20 protein-coding genes are annotated in these 20,893 nt (G+C 62.2%); 13 read left to right on the top strand and 7 right to left on the bottom strand.

Annotated elements, in window-relative coordinates; translation table 11 throughout:
- The first annotated feature begins 347 nt into the window (after positions 1-347).
- Positions 348-2,225, top strand: a complete 1,878-nt coding sequence (htpG, locus tag N554_RS0119385) for a molecular chaperone HtpG (protein ID WP_029584981.1) — start codon at positions 348-350, stop codon at positions 2,223-2,225.
- A 203-nt stretch (positions 2,226-2,428) separates the two neighbouring features.
- Here htpG and N554_RS37420 read toward each other — a convergent pair whose 3' ends face one another.
- Positions 2,429-4,111 (bottom strand): caspase family protein, encoded by a 1,683-nt coding sequence (locus N554_RS37420; protein WP_051677577.1) that lies wholly within the window; start codon positions 4,109-4,111, stop codon positions 2,429-2,431.
- A 243-nt stretch (positions 4,112-4,354) separates the two neighbouring features.
- On the opposite strand from N554_RS37420, the gene N554_RS40125 reads away from it, so the two are divergent.
- Genes N554_RS40125 through N554_RS0119365 form a run of 3 tightly spaced genes read left to right on the top strand, consistent with a single transcriptional unit; the run spans position 4,355 to position 5,999 of the window.
- A complete protein-coding gene (locus N554_RS40125) occupies positions 4,355-4,555 on the top strand; it encodes a hypothetical protein (RefSeq protein WP_156041997.1) in 201 nt (66 codons plus the stop codon).
- An 11-nt stretch (positions 4,556-4,566) separates the two neighbouring features.
- Positions 4,567-4,848 (top strand): hypothetical protein, encoded by a 282-nt coding sequence (locus tag N554_RS0119370; protein ID WP_029584979.1) that lies wholly within the window; start codon positions 4,567-4,569, stop codon positions 4,846-4,848.
- Positions 4,845-5,999: a DUF3095 domain-containing protein gene (locus N554_RS0119365; RefSeq protein WP_029584978.1), complete on the top strand. Its 1,155-nt coding sequence runs from the start codon at positions 4,845-4,847 to the stop codon at positions 5,997-5,999. Before N554_RS0119370 ends, N554_RS0119365 begins: the two co-directional genes overlap by 4 nt.
- A 232-nt stretch (positions 6,000-6,231) precedes the next feature.
- On the opposite strand, the gene N554_RS0119360 is transcribed toward N554_RS0119365, so the two are convergent.
- Together N554_RS0119360 and N554_RS0119355 are read right to left on the bottom strand one after the other, a co-directional pair.
- The gene (locus tag N554_RS0119360) at positions 6,232-7,605 is read right to left on the bottom strand and encodes an MATE family efflux transporter (protein WP_029584977.1); all 1,374 of its coding nucleotides are present in this window, start codon (positions 7,603-7,605) and stop codon (positions 6,232-6,234) included.
- A gap of 95 nt (positions 7,606-7,700) precedes the next feature.
- Positions 7,701-8,228 (bottom strand): GNAT family N-acetyltransferase, encoded by a 528-nt coding sequence (locus tag N554_RS0119355; protein ID WP_029584976.1) that lies wholly within the window; start codon positions 8,226-8,228, stop codon positions 7,701-7,703.
- 281 nt (positions 8,229-8,509) lie between these two features.
- On the opposite strand from N554_RS0119355, the gene N554_RS0119350 reads away from it, so the two are divergent.
- The 9 genes from N554_RS0119350 to N554_RS0119310 all read left to right on the top strand — a co-directional run bounded on the left by N554_RS0119350 (position 8,510) and on the right by N554_RS0119310 (position 16,346).
- Positions 8,510-9,106: a superoxide dismutase gene (locus N554_RS0119350; protein WP_029584975.1), complete on the top strand. Its 597-nt coding sequence runs from the start codon at positions 8,510-8,512 to the stop codon at positions 9,104-9,106.
- A gap of 397 nt (positions 9,107-9,503) precedes the next feature.
- Complete coding sequence (gene crcB / locus N554_RS0119345) at positions 9,504-9,878, top strand: fluoride efflux transporter CrcB (RefSeq protein ID WP_029584974.1); 375 nt, start codon at positions 9,504-9,506, stop codon at positions 9,876-9,878.
- A 426-nt stretch (positions 9,879-10,304) separates the two neighbouring features.
- The gene (locus N554_RS0119340) at positions 10,305-11,063 is read left to right on the top strand and encodes a metal ABC transporter ATP-binding protein (RefSeq protein WP_029584973.1); all 759 of its coding nucleotides are present in this window, start codon (positions 10,305-10,307) and stop codon (positions 11,061-11,063) included.
- Positions 11,064-11,068: 5 nt separating this feature from the next.
- Positions 11,069-11,938, top strand: a complete 870-nt coding sequence (locus N554_RS0119335) for a metal ABC transporter permease (RefSeq protein ID WP_029584972.1) — start codon at positions 11,069-11,071, stop codon at positions 11,936-11,938.
- 11 nt (positions 11,939-11,949) lie between these two features.
- Entirely contained in the window at positions 11,950-12,825 is an 876-nt protein-coding gene (locus N554_RS0119330; protein WP_029584971.1) for a metal ABC transporter substrate-binding protein, read from the top strand.
- A gap of 51 nt (positions 12,826-12,876) precedes the next feature.
- Entirely contained in the window at positions 12,877-13,926 is a 1,050-nt protein-coding gene (locus N554_RS0119325) for a CobW family GTP-binding protein (protein ID WP_029584970.1), read from the top strand.
- Complete coding sequence (locus N554_RS0119320) at positions 13,926-14,945, top strand: WD40 repeat domain-containing protein (protein WP_029584969.1); 1,020 nt, start codon at positions 13,926-13,928, stop codon at positions 14,943-14,945. The genes N554_RS0119325 and N554_RS0119320 overlap by 1 nt, the downstream gene beginning before the upstream one ends.
- A gap of 78 nt (positions 14,946-15,023) precedes the next feature.
- On the top strand, positions 15,024-15,356 hold the full coding sequence (locus N554_RS0119315) for a hypothetical protein (protein WP_029584968.1): 333 nt from the start codon (positions 15,024-15,026) through the stop codon (positions 15,354-15,356).
- A gap of 249 nt (positions 15,357-15,605) precedes the next feature.
- A complete protein-coding gene (locus tag N554_RS0119310) occupies positions 15,606-16,346 on the top strand; it encodes an acetoacetate decarboxylase (RefSeq protein ID WP_029584967.1) in 741 nt (246 codons plus the stop codon).
- A gap of 132 nt (positions 16,347-16,478) precedes the next feature.
- On the opposite strand, the gene N554_RS0119305 is transcribed toward N554_RS0119310, so the two are convergent.
- The 4 genes from N554_RS0119305 to N554_RS0119290 all read right to left on the bottom strand — a co-directional run bounded on the left by N554_RS0119305 (position 16,479) and on the right by N554_RS0119290 (position 20,383).
- Positions 16,479-17,912 (bottom strand): homospermidine synthase, encoded by a 1,434-nt coding sequence (locus tag N554_RS0119305; protein ID WP_029584966.1) that lies wholly within the window; start codon positions 17,910-17,912, stop codon positions 16,479-16,481.
- 45 nt (positions 17,913-17,957) lie between these two features.
- The gene (locus N554_RS0119300; RefSeq protein WP_029584965.1) at positions 17,958-18,347 is read right to left on the bottom strand and encodes a RidA family protein; all 390 of its coding nucleotides are present in this window, start codon (positions 18,345-18,347) and stop codon (positions 17,958-17,960) included.
- Between the two features lie 178 nt (positions 18,348-18,525).
- Positions 18,526-19,122: a GNAT family N-acetyltransferase gene (locus N554_RS0119295; protein WP_029584964.1), complete on the bottom strand. Its 597-nt coding sequence runs from the start codon at positions 19,120-19,122 to the stop codon at positions 18,526-18,528.
- A gap of 118 nt (positions 19,123-19,240) precedes the next feature.
- Positions 19,241-20,383 carry a type III PLP-dependent enzyme gene (locus tag N554_RS0119290; RefSeq protein ID WP_029584963.1) on the bottom strand — a complete coding sequence of 381 codons (1,143 nt, stop codon included), beginning with the start codon at positions 20,381-20,383 and terminating at the stop codon, positions 19,241-19,243.
- Between the last annotated feature and the right edge of the window lie 510 nt (positions 20,384-20,893).

Genomic DNA, 20,893 nt, shown 5'->3' with positions numbered 1-20,893 from the left:
GGTCCGAGGTGCGCTGTCACATCATTGGATTGTATGTGTCTCGACTGGACCAAGCTAGATTCCGGCTTTCGCAACCCTACACCGGACCTTACCCGTTCCGTGCAGGGATTTTCTTGAGGCATTCCTGAAAGTAGCGATCCCAGCAGGGGGCGAAGTGAGGCTGTTGCGGGCAACGATGGCTTGTCTAGTCACAAGTCGGCGCTTAGCTTGTACCCACAGCCCGGATAGATCCCAAGCCGATGACGCGGCGGCGTTCTTTTTCAATACTTGATCTCCAGTCCGCCGCGCTATATCGACGTTTTTCCCACTACCCCTCATCATCCGCATAAACCCTTTGAGCTAGCGAGATGCCGACTACCGATACGCCAGTCGAATCCCAACCTTTTCAGGCCGAGGTTTCCGAGCTGCTGCACCTGATGGTGCATTCGGTCTATTCGGAAACCGATATCTTCCTGCGCGAACTGATCTCGAACGCGTCGGATGCCTGCGACAAGCTGCGCTATGAGGCGATCGCCAGGCCCGAGCTGGTTGCTGACGGCGAGCCGCCGAAAATCCGAATCGTGCCGAGCAAGAAAGACACCACGCTGACGGTTGCCGACAGTGGCATCGGCATGGACCGGCAGGAGCTGATCGACAATCTCGGCACCATCGCCCGCTCCGGCACCAGGTCTTTCTTGTCGCGTCTTACCGAGGCCAAGGACGGCGCCGGCCTGATCGGCCAGTTCGGCGTCGGCTTCTATTCCGCCTTCATGGTGGCCGAGCGCATTGTCGTGACCAGCCGCCGTGCGGGTTCGGATGAGGTCTGGACCTGGTCATCCTCGGGCGGCTCCGGATTTGAGATCGCGCGCGGCAGCGAGGACGATGCAAAGCGCATCGCGCGCGGCACCGAAATCGTGCTGCACCTGAAGCCTGATACGAAAAAATATCTCGAGACCTACGAGATCGAGCGCGTCGTCGGCGCCTATTCCGACAACATCCAGTTTCCGATCGAGCTTGTGCCGGAAGAAGGCGAGCCGCGGCAGATCAATTCGGCAAGCGCGCTGTGGCAGCGCTCAAAATCGGAATTGAAGCCGGAGGACTACACGCAGGCCTACAAGTCGATCGCGGGCGCCTTCGACGAGCCGGCGATGACGCTGCATTACCGCGCCGAAGGCCGCTACTCCTACGCGGTGCTGCTGTTCGCGCCATCGACAAAGCCGTTCGACCTGTTCGAGCCGGCGCGCAAGGGCAAGGGCAAGGTCAAGCTTTACGTCCGCCGGGTGTTCATCACCGACGACGCCGATCTGCTGCCGGCCCACTTGCGCTTCATCCGCGGCGTGATCGACAGCGAGGATCTCCCGCTCAACATCTCCCGCGAAATGTTGCAGAACAATCCGCAGCTGGCGCAGATCCGCAAAGCCGTGACCAGCCGCGTGGTCGGGGAACTGGAATCGCTCGCCGAGAAGGAGCCGGAAAGTTTCGCTGGGATCTGGGATGCCTTCGGCCCGGTGATCAAGGAAGGCATTTACGAGGATTTTGAGCGGCGCGAGAAATTGCTGGCGTTGTCGCGGTTCACCACCACGACCGGCGAGAAACGGACACTGAAGCAATATATCGCGGACCTGAAGCCCAATCAGACCGAGATCTACTTTCTGATCGGCGACAGCATCGAGCGGCTGAAGTCTAATCCGAGGCTGGAATCGGCCGCCGCCCGCGGCATCGAGGTTTTGTTGCTGACAGATCCGGTCGATGCGTTCTGGACCTCGGCGCCGCTCGATTTTGGAGGCAAGCCGCTGAAGTCGCTCAGCCAGGGCGATGTCGACTTCGATCCGATTCCGCTTCTCGATGAGAAGGCAAAGGACATGCCCGAGTCCAATGCCGACGAGGCGGTGACGATCGCCACCATCAAGGCGAGCCTCGGCGATCGCGTCAGCGACGTGCGGTCCTCTCAGCGCCTGACCACGAGCGCGTCCTGTCTGGTCGCCGGCAGCCATGGGCCTGACCGGGAATTGGAGCGGTTGTTGTCACAGCAGAATCGGGGCGCGAGAACCAAGCCGATCCTGGAGATCAATCTGCGGCATCCGCTGGTTGCCGCGATAGCCAAGGCCGAAGCGGGGTCAGCGACATCAAATGACCTGTCGCTGCTGCTGCTGGAACAGGCGCAAATTCTTGACGGCGAATTGCCGGAGGACCCCGCGGCCTTCGCCGCCCGCCTCAATCGCCTCGTCTTGCAGGGAATGGCTTAGCCTCGGGCGTCGGCGCGGGTGGACCTCCGCGTCACGCTTTTTTAACCGGACATTTGCAGACGGCGTGAAGAACAAACGCCCGGCAATGAAGATGCCGGGCGTCACTTCTTGTTTTCGATGACGAAATATAAGACTGCAACCCGTAGGACGGGTCGGCCACCGGGTTGCGGATCGTGCATCCGGTGGCCTAACCCGCCCATCCCTTACCAACGCCCAAACCTGCCACTGGATCGACCCTGGGACTGCATCGCCGATCCATTGAACTGCGTCGATGAGATGCGCTCCTGCCGGAATTTCGGCGGCTGCTGACCAACCTGAATTTGCGAGAGCGATTTCGCATGCCGATCGCCAATCCGGGTTACGCCTCCGTCAGGTTTCGAATTCTGCTGTGCACCGGTCTTGTTCAAACTACCGCCGGGCAGATTGAAGATCTTGCCGGGGCGATTATTCGCTGAAGGGGCAGTGGTGCCGGGCGAATGCAGCGTGACGATCCGGCCGCCAATGCCTGGCTTGTCCGCGCCTGGTTTGCCGATACTCTGCAAGACATTTCCCTGCCGCGGAGCCGCACGGCCTTGCAACAAGCCCTGTGCGTTGAGACCGGGATTGTCCTTCGAGATACCGAACCCACCGAGCTTGATCGAGGCTGGCGCGATAATGCGTGTCGGCTGCGAAAGCGGAACAATCTTCGGCTGCGCCGCCAACTTCAACGCATTCTGTGCATAGGGACTGCCCGAGAATTTGTCGTAAAACGATTTATACGCGACCGGAGAATTTGCGACCACCGCACTATGCCACGCTTTCGCCTGCACCAGGCTGGCCAGCAGCGCGCGGATGCGGTCGCTGAGCGGGTCGTGAGGGTAAAACCGGATAAATTCCTGATAGTTCTCGACGGAATTTTCGGCCAGCACGTAGTCATAGGCCTGGCGCGCGGCACGCGAGGGAAGATTGTCGGCCGCATAGGCGGTCTTCACCTGCGCCGGCGCTTTGGTTGCTGCCACCGCGGTATCGCCGAAGAAATAGAAATCGCTGGTCAGCGACGAGCTTTCCCACGGGGTCTGTTGGCCTTCGGTTGAATTGTTCACGTCAAGGCGAATACGCTTGAACAATTGCTCGATCGGCAGGTTTTTCTCGTGCGCCAACCGCAAGAATGCATCGGCATAGGGACTGTGGTTGCCGACGCCGTCGAGCGCTTCCGTACCTGGTGCCGTTGAATAAGCGACGATCGAGCCGTTCGGCGCGTCGACGATCGCAAGTCCGCGTCCCGCATCGTTGAGCGAGGGGAACGGATTATTTCGGCAGGCATCGAGGATGACGATCCGCATCCGGCTCGGAATCGCCTCCAGCGTCGCCATCATGTCGACGAGTCGGAGTGACCCGCTGATCAGGTCAGGCTCGGAAGAAATCTTTGCGTCCACCGGAACAAGATAGTTCTCGCCCGCGAGCTGCACGCCGTGGCCGGCATAATACACCATCGCCACAGTATCGGGACCGAGGCCGGCAAGTTTGCTGGAGAAATTCTGGATCACCTCAATCATTTGATTGTGGCTGAGATCCGTGGCGGAAATGACTTCAAAGCCCGCGCTATTGAGCAGTTGAGCGACGGATTTCGCGTCGTTGGCGGGATTGGCGAGCTGAACGACGTTTTGATAGTTCGAATTGCCGATCACCAGCGCGATGCGCTGTTCCGGACCGGTCAAGGCCATGGAATTGCCTGCGCCAAGCGGCTTCTCCGCCGCCGGCACTGATTTCTGAACCGCCTGCGATGGCGTCGCTGCAGCGGCGTTAGCGGTTGCTACGTTCTGGGCATAAGCCGACGCTGCCGGTCCGACCGCCAGCAGACTTGCCAAAACCAAAGCTCCCAACAGATTTCCCTTGAAAAAGCTCATGACGTTCTCCCACAACAAATCTCGGCGTGAGATTGGTTGCAGGCACGCTACGGGCGGTCCATGCCCGGGGTATGTGACCTGGGTCACGAGACCGGGCTATGGCTGCAATTTCCTCGCGACACCCGGGCCGGTGCCTCCGGAAATTATCCGAGCCATCATTGCGCTCGATTTAGCGCTATAGTTTGGAGTGAGGTCGATTGGTTCCATTGGGTTAACCAAGCTTCCCCAACGAAGGAGCTGTTCATGATTCCTTCAAAACAGCGCTCGGTGCCCGCACAACCTTCGCAAAGAACAAATGTGATTGTTGACAGCGGTCCTCATGGCCCAATGTCGCAGCAACATTCTGACAGCTCTCATGAGATGCATCCGCAAAAACTGGTGCAGTTGGTCGGCTGTCACGATCCGCAGGCAGCGAAGCACGAAGATCGGAATCCGCTTCGCTAGGTTCCTGCGGCATGGCGAAAGCCGCTGATTTCCTCGCTTGGGCAGGTCACGCGCTCACTGGAGCGTTCCGGCGGACCTTCTGTCAGCCTGCGGATACGACGTTGGCGTTCCGCAACGTGCCGGGAGCTTCCGCCGAGGCATCGGCATCCGCCCTGAAATCATTTGTTTGCGCGGGGCTTGCTATTCAATATGCGGCTTCGAATCGCCAAATCAGCTCTCGCCGCGAACCCGAATTTCAAATTCGACCGTATCTATCTGACAATTTCAAAATCCGGACGATCCCGAAGCCATGACCACGCCCCAGGGCACCGACGCCTTTTACAGCAGCATTCCGGTCTTTCGCGGCTTCGGCAGGCTGATGGACCCAGCGCTGTATTCGCCGCTGCCGGATGACTGGACCATCGGCGTCGCCGATATCGTGGAATCGACCAAGGCAATCGCGGAGGCGCGCTACAAGGCGGTCAACATGGCCGGCGCCGCCGTGATCGCGGCGGTCACCAATGCGCTTGAGGGCCGCGAGTTTCCGTTCGTGTTCGGGGGTGACGGCGCAAGCTTTGCAGTATCGCCCGACGACCTGGAGCCCGCCCGCGCTGCGCTGGCGGCAACCGCAACCTGGGTCAAGGACGACCTCAACCTGATGATGCGGGTTGCGCTGGTGCCCGTCGCAGCCGTTCGGGCGCAGAGCCTGGACGTCCGCGTCGCCCGGTTCGGCCCGTCGCCAAATCTGTCCTATGCGATGTTTTCCGGCGGCGGTCTCGGCTGGGCCGAAGCGGCGATGAAGCGCGGGGAATTCGTGGTGCCGCTTGCGCCGTCCGGCACGCAGCCCGATCTTTCGGGGCTTTCGTGCCGGTTCGAGGAAATCCCCTCGGTGCGCGGTCTTATCCTGTCGGTGCTGGTGGTACCGTCGCGCGGTGCCGATCCGTTGGCGTTTCGCAAGCTGATCGAAGAAATCGTCGCGCTGGCCGAGCGTACTCCGGATGCGGGGCGGCCGGTGCCGCAGGGCGGTCCGCCGCTTCGATGGCCGCCGGCCGGTGTCGAATTCGAGGCGCGGGCCGCGCGCGGCGGCTCATTGTTCAGGCGGCGCGCGTTCGTGCTTGCCAATACGCTATTTGCCTATCTGATCATGCGCCTCGGCATCAGCGTGGGCGGCTTCGTGCCGAAAACCTATGTGCAGCAGGTGGTGGAGAATTCCGATTTCCGCAAATACGACGACGGATTGCGCATGATCCTCGATTGCACGCCGGAACTGGAGAGCGCGTTGACGCAGCGCCTCGTCAAAGCTGGCTCCGCAGGCGTTGCGCGATATGGCCTGCATCGCCAGGATGCGGCGATGATGACCTGCTTTACGCCTTCGGCGCTGCGCAGCGATCATGTGCATTTCATCGACGGCGCGCGGGGCGGCTATGCCTCGGCGGCCACGGCGTTGAAGGCGAGACCGGCCTGAATCCACTCACTCCTCAAGGCGAGAGGCGCTCTCCTGGCAGCGCTCTTGCGCTGTCCGGCGCGCCGTCTCGAACCGTGAGCCGATGCGCCCCCATTCTTCGAGACGCGGCGAAGACGCCGTTCCTCGGGACGAGGAAAACACCGCGCGTCTTTCAGTAGACGCTCAGCGCGCCGATCGTGTCCGGGTTTCGCCGCCGCACAGCGCGCCGACACAGCCCCCGGGCATCCACCGATCATTTGCCCCACGGCGTCAGTCGAATGGATGCGGCCGTGCTCAGGCCGAACACAATCATGGCCCCGCCGACGAGAGCGAACAACGTCCAGGACGGGGCATCGATTGACGCCAGCCACCAGCCGCCGATCCCGACCAACAATAATCTGGCGGTGCTTGCCAGCACCGGCCCGCCGACCTTCGCGGCACCCTGCGAAGCAAAATAAAGGCAAACACCCATGCCGAAAAAGCCGAAGGCCGGACCGGCCCATGCGAAGTAGGAATTCGCCGCGGCCGTGACGCCGGGATCGCGGGTGAACAGCGAGACCCAGAGCGCCGGTTCGACCGCCACGATCAGCCCAATCAGGCCGACGCTCAAGCCGGCAGCGCCGCCTGCGGTCCACGCTATCCGGCGCGCACGCGTCACGAGGCCGGCACCGATGGCCATGCCGACCATCGGCACCGAGGCGACGCCGAATGCAAACGCAATCGGAATTAACAGGAATTCAAGCCGCGAACCGATGCCGTAACCGGCCAGCGTTTCGGTGCCGAAGCCGGCCAGGATCTTGGTGAAGATCAGGATCGTCAGCACGCTCTGCAGCGGCGACAGGCAGGAGATCGCGCCGACCCTGAGAATATCGGTGAACATGCCGCGTTGAAACGTGAACGCGGAGAAGTCCAGCGGCAGCCGGCTGCGGCCGCTGATGAGATACCACGACAGAAATATCGCGCCGAGCGAGAACGCCGTGAGCTGCCCGGCGGCGACGCCGCGCATTCCGAATTGCGGTAGACCAGCAAGGCCAAGACCCAGCGCGCCGCCAACGACGATCTGGATCAGTGCTACACCGATAAGAGTTGCCGACGGCAGTCGCATGTCGCCGGTGCCGCGCAGCACCGATGCCAGCGTATTGACCAGCCAGATCGCGACGGCGCCGGAAAACAGCACCTGCGAATAGTTGCAGGCTTCTTCGAGGACGCGGCCGCGCCCGCCCAATAGCGAGAACAACTGCCGGCCGAACAGCAGCATCATCACGGTGAAGAAAAGTCCTCCGCAGACGCCGATGATCGCCGCGTGCAGCGCAAGTATTGCCGCGCGATCGCGCTTTCCCGCGCCGAGCGCGCGGCTGATGGCGGAGGAGACGCCACCGCCCATCGCGCCCGCCGACATCATCTGCGTGAGCATGACAAAGGGAAAAGCCAGCGCGATGCCAGCCAATGGCTCGATTCCGAGCCGGCCGATATAGGACGTCTCGGCCACCGCAACCAGGGTAGTGCCGACCATCGCGATTGTATTGGGAAAAGCGAGCCTCAGCAGCGTCGGCAGGATCGGCGACGTCAACAGGCTGTTTGCGGGAGCGCCGGCCGGGACTGCATTGAGCGGAGCGTCAATCGTCATGCGTCACCAGCTAGCTCACGCCTCGGGCGCCAGCAATAGATTATGAGTAACATATTATAGGCCGGCCGGCTAACGCCACCCCGGGGCGCGCATGGTTACCAAGGCAGGCCGCATAGGTCGATGACGCCCTCCCGTGGGGCGCGGCTGAAATCGAAGATAAACGGCGCCATCGCCTCGAAGCGAATTCGTCCCTCGGGTTGCTCGGCGTAGATTTCACCGGCGAATGGATGCCAGCCGCGCGATCGATAAAATGCGAAATTGTGGGGTTCGCAGAACAGCAGTGCGAATCGAACGGCTTCGTGGTCGCGCATGGTCTGGATCGCCGCGTTGAGCGCGATGCTGGCATAGCCATGGCGCCGGCAGTCCTCGCGGGTCGAAACACCCCCGATGCCGCCGATATCAACCTTGCGGCCGTTCCAGGTTACCGTCCGGAAGTAAATTCCGACATGACAGGCGAGACCGCCGGACGGCGCCTCAATCAGCACGCGCAGGTCGGCATTGGCCCATTTGATATGTCCCCAGGGCTGCTTTTCGACCACATCGGACGGCCAGACCGCCTTGAACAGCGGCTCTGCCAATGGCCACGATGCGTCTCCGTTCAAAACGTCGATCTCGATGCTCATTCCACCCTCAACCTCCGGCGCGCCGCGTGCTCCCCTCATACGCGCTGCACGCAGGGGGAGTCACCGATTCCGCGATCGAGACAGGCAACTTTTCGGGGGCTCCGCACAATTCTTCGACCGCAGGGCAGATTTGCGATTGAGGGGCCGCCCGCCATGAGTTCTGTGGCAACGTGCCGGGCACTCCCGCCCCGCGTTTCCCAGATTGCGGTGTTTAAGACCGGTGGAACCTTCTATAAGAGTTCCCGTTAAGCTACGTCTCCCATCATTGCGGACATCACCCCATGACCTTCACGCTTCCCAACCTTCCTTACGCCTATGACGCGCTTGCTCCCCATATGTCGAAGGAAACGCTGGAATACCATCACGACAAGCATCATCAGGCCTATGTGACCAACGGCAACAATCTGCTGAAGGGCACTGAATTCGAGGGCAAATCTCTCGAGGAGATCGTCAAAGGCTCGTTCGGCAAGAATGCGCCGCTGTTCAACAACGCCGGGCAGCACTACAACCACCTGCATTTCTGGAACTGGATGAAGCCCAATGGCGGCGGCACCAAGTTGCCCGGCCGTCTGGAAAAGAAGATCACCGAGGACCTCGGCGGGCTGGAGAAATTCAAGACCGATTTCGCCGCCGCCGGTGTCGGCCAGTTCGGTTCGGGCTGGGCGTGGTTGTCGGTCAAGAACGGCAAGCTTGAAATCTCCAAGACGCCCAACGGCGAAAGCCCGCTGGTGCATGGCGCGACGCCGATCCTTGGCGTCGACGTCTGGGAGCACTCCTATTACATCGACTACCGCAATCGCCGTCCGGATTACCTGAAGGCGTTTGTCGATCATCTGATCAACTGGGAGTATGTCGACCAGCTGTTCTCAAAGGCCTGATAAATATCAGGCACTATCCCGGGGCGGTGGCATTGAGCTGCCGCCCCTTCGTTTGTTTTGACATTTCCTGATCTTGTCCTGATCCTTGTCCTGATCCTTGCGGCGGCCGCGGGCTTCCGGCACAACCCGTGATTGGAGCAAACTGCAGGTGGACTCGATCGCGGATCCAATGGCCTCGCCGTTCGAGACGTGCGGCGTTGCCGCGGTGAGGGTTTAGAACCTCATCCTGGGGAGGCGCCAACGGGTCCGCGCCAACGGGTCGCGCGAATGCGCGCGCCCGATGACAGGCTCCGCGCGGCCCGATGATAAACTCCGCGTCGTCTCGAAGGATGAGGCCACCGCAGGGGAAAATGCTTTAGCCGGTGGGCTTGGTCCGCGCGGCGTGGGAAAAAGCTGGATGAGCTATGTCCTGGTCTTTATCGGCGGCGGTCTTGGTTCGTCGCTGCGCCACATCGTCAACCTTGTATGCGCACGCTATATCGGCACCGCGTTTCCCTACAGCACCTTCCTCATCAACATCACCGGCTCGACGATCATGGGCCTGATCGCGGGCTATCTCGCGTTCAAGGGTGAAGCGTCGCAGCCCTGGCGTCTGTTTTTGATGACCGGCGTGCTCGGTGGCTACACCACGTTCTCGGCGTTCTCGCTCGATGCAGTGCTATTGTATGAGCGCGGCGCGATCGGGCTTGCACTGTTCTACGTGCTGGGTTCGGTGGCGTTTTCGATCTTGGGCTTGTTCGCCGGTATTGCGCTGGTTCGCTATCTGACGTGAGCAATCCCCGCATCCATGAGACCCGCATCCTTGAGACCCGCATGGTCTCGTCACTCTTCCATTTGGCTGGCCTCCATCGGGCCGGCGGCGGGCCGCCCCAGGGGCGCTGCTCACCTTCCAGCGGCTTTTCAGCGGCTGGTGCTGCGGGACCGGTTCTGCCAGCCGCGATTGTGATGGTAATTGGGGGGAGGCCATAGCGGCCTCGGTGGACACGGATTATGTTATAATATAACATTCTCGGATGGTTCCCTCCCAGCCCCACAGCCACGGACACGGGCACGTCCACAGTCACGGGCCGGCTTCGCCGCATCCGCCGCAAGCCGCACCCTGGTCGATCCTGCGCATGCCTGTCATCTCACGGCTGGCTGCTGCGCTTGCCGTCAGCGCCGGCCTGTGGGTTTTCGTGCTCCTGGCAATGAGGTGAGCATGGCTGCGCAATTGCAATTCCGTGACGTCACGCTGGGCTACGACCGGCACCCGGCGGTGCACCACCTCTCCGGCGAAGTCGCCCCCGGCGCGCTGCTCGCAATCGTCGGGCCCAACGGCGCCGGCAAATCAACGCTGTTTCGCGGTATCGTCGGCATTCTCAAACCCCTTGCGGGGTCGATCATAACAGGCGGTCTCAATATCCGGGATATCGCCTATCTACCGCAGACGACCGATATCGACCGCAGCTTTCCGATCTCGGTGTTCGATTTGGTCGGCACCGGGCTCTGGCGCTCGACCGGGTTTTTCGGCGGCATGGGCAAGGTGGAGCGAGAGAAGATTGCGCAGGCGCTCGCGGCCGTCGGCCTCAACGGCTTTGAGAACCGCACCATCGGTACGCTGTCGGGCGGGCAGATGCAGCGGATGCTGTTTGCGCGGGTGCTGTTGCAGGACGCGCGCCTGATCGTGCTGGACGAACCCTTCAACGCCATCGACACCAGGACCTCGGCCGATCTGCTGGCGCTGGTGCGGCACTGGCACGCCGAGAAGCGCACCGTGCTGGCGGCGCTGCACGACATGGATCTGGTCCGCGCCAACTTCCCCGAAACCTTGCTGCTGGCGCGGGGGAAGGTCGCCTGGGGCGCAACCGCCGACGTGTTGAGCGCGGACAACCTTCTGGAAGCGCGGCGGATGTGCGAAGCGTTCGACGACAGCGCCGCCGCCTGTGCGGTGGGCGATATGCCTTCGCGGGCCGCCTGACCGTGATGATCTATGACGCGCTGGTAGCGCCTTTCACCGAATTCGAATTCATGCGCCGGGCGCTTGCGGCGGTGATCGCGCTGGCGCTGGGCGGCGCGCCGATCGGCGTGTTTCTGATGCTGCGGCGAATGAGCCTGGTCGGCGATGCGATGGCGCATGCGATCCTGCCCGGGGCGGCAATCGGCTTCCTACTATCTGGCCTCAATCTGTTCGCGATGACGACGGGTGGATTGATCGCGGGCTTTACGGTCGCGATCCTCGCGGGCGTCGTGTCGCGCACCACCGAACTGAAAGAAGACGCCTCTCTGGCCACCTTCTATCTGGTGTCGCTGGCGCTCGGTGTCACCATCGTCTCGATCAAGGGCACCAATATCGATCTCCTGCACGTGTTGTTCGGCAACATCCTGGCGATGGACGACCAGACCCTGCTGGTCATCGCCTTCAACGCCACCATTACGATGATCGTGCTGGCGGTGATCTATCGCCCGCTGGTGATCGAAAGCGTCGATCCGGTATTCCTGCGTACGGTGAGCCGTGCCGGTGCGCCGGCGCACCTGGCGTTTCTGGCGCTGGTCGTCATCAACCTGGTCAATGGCTTTCACGCGCTCGGCACCTTGCTGGCGGTCGGGTTGATGATCCTGCCCGCGGGCATCGCGCGGTTCTGGTCACGCGATATCACCGGCATGATCTGCATCGCGGTCGCGAGCGCGATTGTTTCGGGCTACGCCGGACTAGTGCTGTCGTTTCAAACCGGGCTGCCGTCGGGGCCCGCGATCATTCTGGTGGCGGCGGTGCTGTATGTTGGCTCTGTGGTGTTCGGCAGCGTCAGTGGCCTGTTCAGGCAGATATTTCCCGGGCGCCATCTCGAAGCATAAGGGCGAACACGATGCGGCGTTTTCAACTGTGGCTGATCTGTCTGATCCTCATGGCGGCGGCTGCGCCGCTGCGCGCGCAGGATCGGCTGAACGCCGTCGCCAGCTTTTCGATCCTCGGCGATTTCGCAAAAAATGTCGGGGGCGAGCGGGTCAGCGTGACGTCGTTGGTGGGGCCCGATGGCGACGTGCACGTCTATACCCCGGCGCCGGTGGATGCGAAGAAGATCGCGGGCGCGAAGCTCGTCGTCATCAACGGCCTCGGTCTGGAGGGCTGGCTGCCGCGGCTGGTGCAATCCTCAGGCGGCAAGGCCGCCATCGTGACGGCGACCAAAGGCATCGCGCCGCATAAGGTCGGCGGCGATGCCGATCCGCATGCCTGGCAATCGGTCGCCAACGCCAGGACATATGTCGCCAATATCCGCGACGCGCTTGTTGCCGCCGACCCAACGGGAGCCGCGATCTATCGTGCCAATGCAGATGCGTATCTGGCAAAACTCGATGCGCTCGATCGCGAGGTGCGCGAGGCCATCGCGCAAATTCCGCAAGCGCGGCGCAAGGTGATCTCGAGCCATGGTTCCTTCGGCTATTTTGCCGCCGCCTATGGCATCGCATTCATCGCGCCGTTAGGCGTTTCCACCGAATCCGAGGCCAGCGCCCGCGACATCGCAGGGATCATCACGCAGATAAAAGCCTCGAAAGTCCCGGCGGTCTTTCTTGAAAACATCAGCGATCCGCGGCTGATGCGCCGGATCTCGGCCGAGACCGGCGCCAGGATCGGCGGAACGCTGTATTCCGACAGCCTGACCGGCGAAAAGGGCGATGCCCCCACTTACATTGATATGGTCAGGCACAATATAAAGGCCCTGACGAGCGCGCTTTCGAACTAGGGCAGGGGCCTCCCTGCTGCCGTGCGCCGCGAATACCGCTCCGGAGTTATTATGCCAGAATTGACGTCCCAAAAAATTCCCGTGACCGTGCTGACCGGCTATCTCGGCGCCGGCAAGACCACGCTTCTCAATCGCATTCTGTCGGAAAATCACGGCAAGAAATACGCCGTCATCGTCAATGAATTTGGCGAGATCGGCATCGACAACGATCTGATCATCGGCGCCGACGAAGAAGTCTTCGAAATGAACAATGGCTGCATCTGCTGCACCGTGCGCGGCGATCTCGTGCGGATCCTTGATGGCTTGATGAAGCGCAGGGGCAAATTCGACGCCATCATCGTCGAGACCACCGGCCTCGCCGATCCGGCGCCGGTGGCGCAGACCTTCTTCGTCGACGAGGACGTTCAGAAGAATGCGCGGCTCGACGCCGTGGTGACGGTCGCCGACGCCAAATGGCTGAACGATCGCTTGAAGGACGCGCCAGAAGCCAAGAACCAGATCGCGTTCGCCGACGTCATCGTGCTCAACAAGACCGACCTCGTCACCAAGGCGGAACTCGCCGAAGTCGAGGCCCGGATTCGCGGCATCAATCCCTATGCCAAGCTGCATCGCACCGAGCGTTGTCAGGTCGCGTTGTCCGACGTGCTGGAGCGCGGCGCATTCGATCTCGATCGGATCCTCGAAATCGAACCGGAATTCCTGGACGGCGGCGACGACCACGATCATCACGATCACCACGATGGCCATCATCACCACAACGATCACGGCCACAGCCATGGCGGCCCGAAGCACTATCACGACGAGGAGATGCAATCGCTGTCGCTGCGATCGGATAAGCCGCTCGATCCCACCAAATTCATGCCCTGGCTGCAAAACCTGGTCGCCAGCGAAGGCCAGAAGATCTTGCGCTCGAAGGGTATTCTTGCCTTCAGCGACGATGACGACCGCTATGTCTTCCAGGGCGTCCACATGATGCTCGAGGGCGATCACCAGCGGGCCTGGAAGGAAGGCGAACCGCGCGAGAGCCGCCTCGTCTTCATCGGCCGCGAATTGCCCGAGCAGACCATCCGCGACGGCTTCGAGAGCTGCATTACCACGTGATGAAAGAGTTCGATCCCGGCGACAATTCGGCCTCCATCGCTTCCGTTATCGACCGCGTGCGCCCGGTCAAGATCGGCATGCCCGTGACGTCGGTGCATTTTCTCGGCGACAGCGCAGCCTTCGTCGGCGCCGAGGAAAACGTCTTTGTGGTGGGCGGGGAGGCTGAGGTTTCGCCGGTCGCCGTCCACGGTGGCGGCATCATGTGCGCGGCATCCGACGGCGGACGCATCGTCATGGGCGGCGATGACGGCAAGCTGGTTGCGTTCAGCGCAAGCGGCGAGGTCGCGCTCATCGCGACCGACGCAAAACGGCGCTGGATCGACAATGTCGCCCTTCATCCCGATGGCGCGGTGGCGTGGTCGGCGGGGAAGACCGCCTTTGTCCGCAGTGGCAAGCGTGAGGAAAAATCCCTAGATGTGCCCTCGACCGTCGGCGGGCTGGCGTTCGCGCCGAAGGGCTTGCGGCTCGCAGTCGCGCATTATAACGGCGTGACCTTGTGGTTTCCCAACATGGCAGCCCAGCCAGAGTTTCTGGGGTGGGCCGGCTCGCATCTCGGCGTCGCGTTCAGCCCGGACAACAAGTTTCTGGTCAGCACGATGCATGAGCCGGCGCTGCATGGCTGGCGGTTGGCGGACAACCGCCACATGCGTATGACCGGTTATCCCGGACGCGTCCGCTCGATGTCGTGGAGCGTCGGCGGCAAGGCCCTGGCGACCTCGGGCGCCGATACCGTCATCATGTGGCCGTTCGGCAGCAAGGACGGCCCGATGGGCAAGGAGCCTGCAATGCTGGCGCCGCTGCAGGCGCGCGTTGCCGTGGTCGCCTGCCATCCGAAGCATGATATCCTCGCCGCGGGCTACAGCGACGGCACTATCCTGATGATGCGGATCGACGATGGCGCGGAAATTCTGGTGCGTCGGAACGGCACCGCGCCGGTTTCGGCGTTGGCCTGGAACGGCAAAGGCACGCTGCTGGCGTTCGCCGCCGAGGACGGCGACGCAGGCCTGCTGGAGCTTTAGCCGGCGATCATTGTTCCCGGCGGGAACAATACGGGCCTCTGGCCGTTGACGCCGCGAAATGATTGCGCGGTGAACAAGATGTCCCCGGAGAAAAGAAAACGCGTTTACAGGGAGGATATCCTCATCGCGGCCGCCTTGATCGTGGTTGGGTTGACTGTATCCGGGCTTGCGCTGATCCAGCTCACGACCGCCCATCCGCAGATGGCGCAGGCGACGCCGCCGCTGCAAGCGTCCCCCAGCCCCACGCCGCAGAATTCCCCACCCGCCGAGTCGAAGCCCGGCGGCGAGCGCCCGACGACGCCGGCGCCTGAGCCTGCCCGTCCCGATACGGACGCGCAGAAGGCGGGCGCGACGCCTGTGCTGCCGTCCGCTCCGGCTGAAAAGACTGGTTCGCCGATCAAGGAAAGGTAGCATCGTCATTCCGGGGCATCGCGCAGCGATGAACACGGAATCCCGAGATGAGGCGCGAGATTCCGGGTTCGATGCGGAGCCTGTCATCGAGCCGACCAGAGGCTGGACCCGTTAGCATCGCCCCGGAATGACGGCGGGCCTACGACAAGGTGATCCATGCTGCCGATTTTACAGCCTCGATTGTTGCCACCGGCTGCCGCATAATGCCCTCGAAACTCGCGGCAGCGCAGATGACGCATGAGGCTGAAGATGAAGATCGACGATGTCCGGCGAACCGCCTATTCGATGCCGCTCACCAGCCCGTCTTTCCCGCCGGGACCTTATCGTTTTTTCAACCGGGAATATTTCGTCATCACCTATCGCACCGATCCGGAAGCGCTCGCCGCTGTGGTCCCGGAGCCGCTCGAAGTCACCGAGCCCGTTGTGAAATACGAATTCATCCGGATGCCTGACTCAACCGGCTTCGGCGATTACACCGAAACCGGACAGGTGATCCCGGTCCGCCTCAACGGCGAGGACGGTGCCTATACCCACGCAATGTATCTCGACGATGATGCGCCGATCGCGGGCGGCCGCGAATTGTGGGGATTTCCCAAAAAGCGGGCTTCGCCGAAGATCGAAGTCGAGAGCGACGTGCTGGTGGGATCGCTGCATTACGGTTCGGTGCTCTGCGTCAGCGGAACCATGGGTTACAAGCACCGTCCCGTCGATCATGACACCGTGCTGAAGAGCATGAAGGCGCCGAATTTCATCCTGAAGATCATTCCGCATGTCGATGGCAGCCCACGAATCTGCGAGTTGGTTCGCTTCAATCTCGAGGACATCATCTTGAAAGAGGCCTGGACCGGCCCCTCGGCGCTCGGCCTGTTCCCGCACGCGCTTGCGGATGTGGCGCGACTGCCAGTGCGCGAGGTCGTCTCCGCCCTGCATTTCAAGGCCGACCTGACACTCGGGTTGGGGACGGTCGCGTTCGATTATATGAAGAAATGAACACCATCATTTCGGGCGCGCTCACGCGCGCCCGAATCTCGCTCAGCGACTTTTGGCTAACCATCCGAACAGGGCTCGCTTGACCAATCGGGCGGCTTCGCGCTGGCGCAGCCCGGATGACGTGTAGCTGCCTCACCGCACCAGCACGTTCCTGAACTGCCAGGGATCGCTGGCGTCGATATCTTCCGGGAACAGCCCGGGACGATCGCTGAGCGGTGTCCAGTCGGTGTAAATTCCCTTCACCGGACCGAGATACGGCGTCTGGATTTCGAGGCAGCGGCGGAAATCCATCTCGTCCGCCTCGACGATTCCGGCGGTCGGATTTTCCAGCGCCCACACCATGCCGGCGAGAACCGCCGACGATACCTGCATGCCGGTGGCGTTCTGGTAGGGCGCGAGCTGCCTTGTTTCCTCGATCGAGAGGTGCGAACCGTACCAGTAGGCGTTCTTGCCGTGGCCATAGAGCAGCACGCCGAGCTCGTCGATGCCGTCCTCGATCTCGTTCTCGGTGAGGATTCGCCACGACGGCTGCATTTTGCCGGCGGCGCCGAACATTTCGTGCACCGACAGCACCGCGTCGTTTGTTGGATGATAGGCGTAATGGCAGGTCGGGCGATACATCACCCTCTGGCCATCGCGCACCGTGAAATAGTCGGCGATCGAGATCGACTCATTGTGGGTAACGAGGAAGCCATATTGCGCGCCCGGCGTCGGACACCACGAGCGCACGCGTGTGTTGGCACCAGCCTGCAGCAGATAGATCGCCGCGCCGCAGCCGTAGTCGTGGGTGCGGCCAATGTCCGGCATCCAGTTTTCGTGGGTGCCCCAACCGAGTTCGGCCGGCTGCATGCCTTCGGACACGAAGCCTTCAACCGACCAGGTGTTGACGAATACGTTGATCGGCTTCGGTTTCTTCGCGCGCTGGGTGTCGCGCTCGGCGATGTGAATGCCCTTGACGCCGAGCTTGTGGGCGAGCTGACCCCAGTCTTCGCGGCTCTTCGGTTCATTGAATGGTGTATTGGTGTCGCGGGCGATGTCGAGCAGCGCCTGCTTGACGAACCAGGACACCATGCCGGGATTGGCGCCACAGGTGGAGACCGCGGTCGGGCCGCCCGGATTCTTGCGCTTTGCCGCAAGCAGCGTTTCGCGCAACGCGTAGTTCGAGCGTTTTTCGGGGCCGATATTCTTGTCGAAGTAAAAGCCAAGCCACGGCTCGATCACGGTGTCGATGTAGAGCGCGCCGACCTCGCGGCACATGGTCATGAGGTCGACCGAAGAGGTGTCGACCGACAGATTGACGCAAAATCCCTGGCCGCCTCCGGCGGTCAACAGCGGCACCAGCAGCTCGCGATAATTGTCCCGGGTAATGGCCTCTTTGATGAAGCGCACGCCGTGCTGCCGGGCGATTTCGCCATCCTCGTGCGGATCGATGATGACGAAGCGCGACTTGTCGTAGTCGAAATGCCGCTCGATCAGCGGCAATGTGCCTTTGCCGATCGAGCCGAAGCCGATCATGACAATAGGGCCGGAAATTTTCGCGTGGATTTGCCGATCGGGCGGGCTCATGAACTGTTCTCCGGAGTAGGGAAGCGCTGGGAAGGACGGAATCGGTCAGGCGGTGCGCCGCTTCGCGGTCACTTCGATCTCGACCTTCATCTCGGGCTTGTAGAGGCCCGCGACGACGAGCAGGGTTGCGGCCGGCCTGATATCGCCAAGCTTTTCACCGCAGACGGCGAACAGGGCGTCCGCGTCCTTGGCTTCGGTGATGTAATAGGTTGCGCGGACGATATCGGCCATCGCGAAGCCGCCGTCCTTGAGTGCGGATTCGATGGTCTTGAAGCAGTTTCGTGTCTGGTTCGTGACATCCGCCGGCATGGTCATGGTGGTGTAGTCGTAGCCGGTGGTTCCGGAAACGAAGGCGAAATCGCCATCGATGACGGCGCGGCTGTAGCCTGCCGTCTTCTCAAAAGGCGAGCCGGTGGAAATCAGGCGGCGGGACATATGTGTACCTCGGGGCGGAACGTCGTGTGACCGTGTTGAAGGCCACGCCATTGCCGTGTCTCCAGCGCATGATTCGCCGAAGTGTGAGCGGTTCGGCGGATCATGCGCCGGTTTAATAATCTAGAGCGCGATCGGACGCAAAACCGGATTCCGCTTTTGCTGATCGCGCTCTGGCAAATCAGGCCGCGTGAGGCACCAGTTTCCGCAGCTTTGCCGCGAGCCGCGGCCTGCTTTGCGCGGCCGCCCTGCCGGTCGGCACGATCATTCCCCGGGCGCCGTCGAGGGCACCCTCGCGCAGCTCGAGGCCGAGCAGGCGATCGCGCTCGAACGGTCCGGGCAATGACAATTCGCCGGTCTTTCGCCTCGAGAAGCCGAAGCGGGCGTAATAAGGCGCATCGCCGAGCAGGATCACCGCGCCATGCCCGTGCGCCGCGGCCGCCGCCAGCGCGTGCTTCATCAGCGCCCGTCCTATGCCGAGCTTGCGGCAGCACGGATCGACGGCGAGGGGGCCGAGCACCAGCGCCGGCACGCGGCCGGCGCTCACCTGCCAGAACCGCAACGTTCCGACCATGCGGCCTTGGCGCACGGCCGAAAACGCGAGGCCATCGGCGGGCGCCTGTCCGTTGCGCAGCCGTTGGCAGGTGCGCAGGTTACGGTTTGCGCCAAAACAGGTATCGAGCAGCGCTTCACGCGCAGCGACGTCCGCGGCACGCTCGTTGCGGATCGTAAACGGAGCGGCGGGGTATGCAGGCGGAGCCTTCGGCAAAACAGTCATGGCGCGTCGATCCTAGCGTCCCCGGCAGCGAGGCCAGGGGAGCGTTGGTGGAAATCTGCTGTGAGGGGAGGGAGCCGGCGAACCGGCTCCCGAGTACTCGTGCCTCAGAGAGGCGACCTCAGATGTGGTAGGTCCGCAGCGGCGGGAAGCCGTTGAAGGCCACCGACGAGTAAGTCGACGTATAGGCGCCGGTGCCCTCGATCAGCACCTTGTCGCCGATCTCAAGCGTCACCGGAAGCGGGTACGGCATCTTCTCGTACATCACGTCGGCGGAATCGCAGGTCGGACCTGCGAGCACGCACGGCGTCATTTCCGCGCCGTCATGAGGGGTGCGGATGGCGTAGCGGATCGACTCGCCCATGGTCTCGGCGAGACCGCCGAACTTGCCGATGTCGAGATACACCCAGCGCACTTCGTCCTCGTCGCTCTTCTTGGAGATCAGAACGACCTCGGTCTCGATGATGCCGGCATTGCCGACCATGCCGCGGCCCGGTTCGATGATGGTCTCCGGGATCTGGTTGCCGAAATGCTTGCGCAGCGCGCGGAAGATCGACCGGCCGTACTGCACGACCGGCGGCACGTCCTTGAGGTACTTGGTCGGGAATCCGCCGCCCATGTTGACCATGGACAGGTTGATGCCGCGCTCGGCGCAGTCACGGAACACCGTCGAGGCCATCGCCAGCGCGCGGTCCCACGCCTTCACCTTGCGCTGCTGCGAGCCGACATGGAACGAGATGCCATAGGACTCGAGGCCGAGGCGCTTGGCGAGATCGAGCACCTCGACCGCCATCTCCGGATCGCAGCCGAACTTGCGCGACAGCGGCCATTCGGCGCCCGCGCAGTCATAGAGGATGCGGCAGAACACCTTGGCGCCGGGGGCGGCGCGGGCGATCTTCTCGACCTCTGCGGTGCAATCGACGGCGAACAGGCGAATGCCGAGCGCGAAGGCGCGCGCGATGTCACGCTCCTTCTTGATCGTATTGCCATAGGAAACCCGCTCCGCCGGCGCACCGGCAGCCAGCGTCATCTCGATTTCGGCGACCGAGGCGCAGTCGAAGCACGAGCCCATCGAGGCCAGCAGCGACAGCACTTCCGGCGCCGGGTTGGCCTTCACGGCGTAGAAAACGCGGCTGTCCGGCAGCGCCTTCGAGAAGGTCTGATAGTTGTCGCGCACGACTTCGAGGTCGACGACAAGGCACGGCTCGACGTCCTGGCCCTCGTTACGACGGTTGCGCAGGAATTCCTGAATACGTTCGGTCATAGCACTCCCCCAAACGGCCCAGCGACGGGACACGTTCAAAAATGATCTCGGATACGAGCGCTTCGGCCACATCGCGCGATGGAGGCGCAATGAAGCCAAAAGACTCAAACCGAATTGTGCTGCCGTGGATTGGTTGGGAAGGATCCCGCCCGCACACCTGGCAATGAAGGACAAGCCTCTTCGGTATTCGCGCCGGCTGGTGGAAAGCCGGCAGAGACCAAAAAAGCCCGATCCGTCGTTGCTTTAAGTCGCGTCCCCCGTTGAGAACGAGGTGCGCCGGTTCGCCTCCGGCTGCCAGTCACGGTTGCAAGGAGCGAAGAGACCTTCAACGGCATCTCTTGAGAGAGGTGCTGGCCCCTTAAGCCTGGAAGACTTAAGCGACCCTCGGTTCTTCATCCCTTGGCGGCTGTCCGGCCTCTTGTCCGGATACCTACCGACTGACACACGACCACAGGCACGTGCGAAATTGGGCAAGAACGGAAATAAGGGTTTTGACTCGGCTTCGCAAGA

The organism is Bradyrhizobium sp. URHD0069 (genome assembly GCF_000701345.1).
Taxonomy (GTDB): Bacteria; Pseudomonadota; Alphaproteobacteria; order Rhizobiales; family Xanthobacteraceae; genus Bradyrhizobium.
The sequence above is the reverse complement of the archived record's forward strand: the minus strand, read 5'-3'. Positions and strand labels throughout refer to the sequence as shown.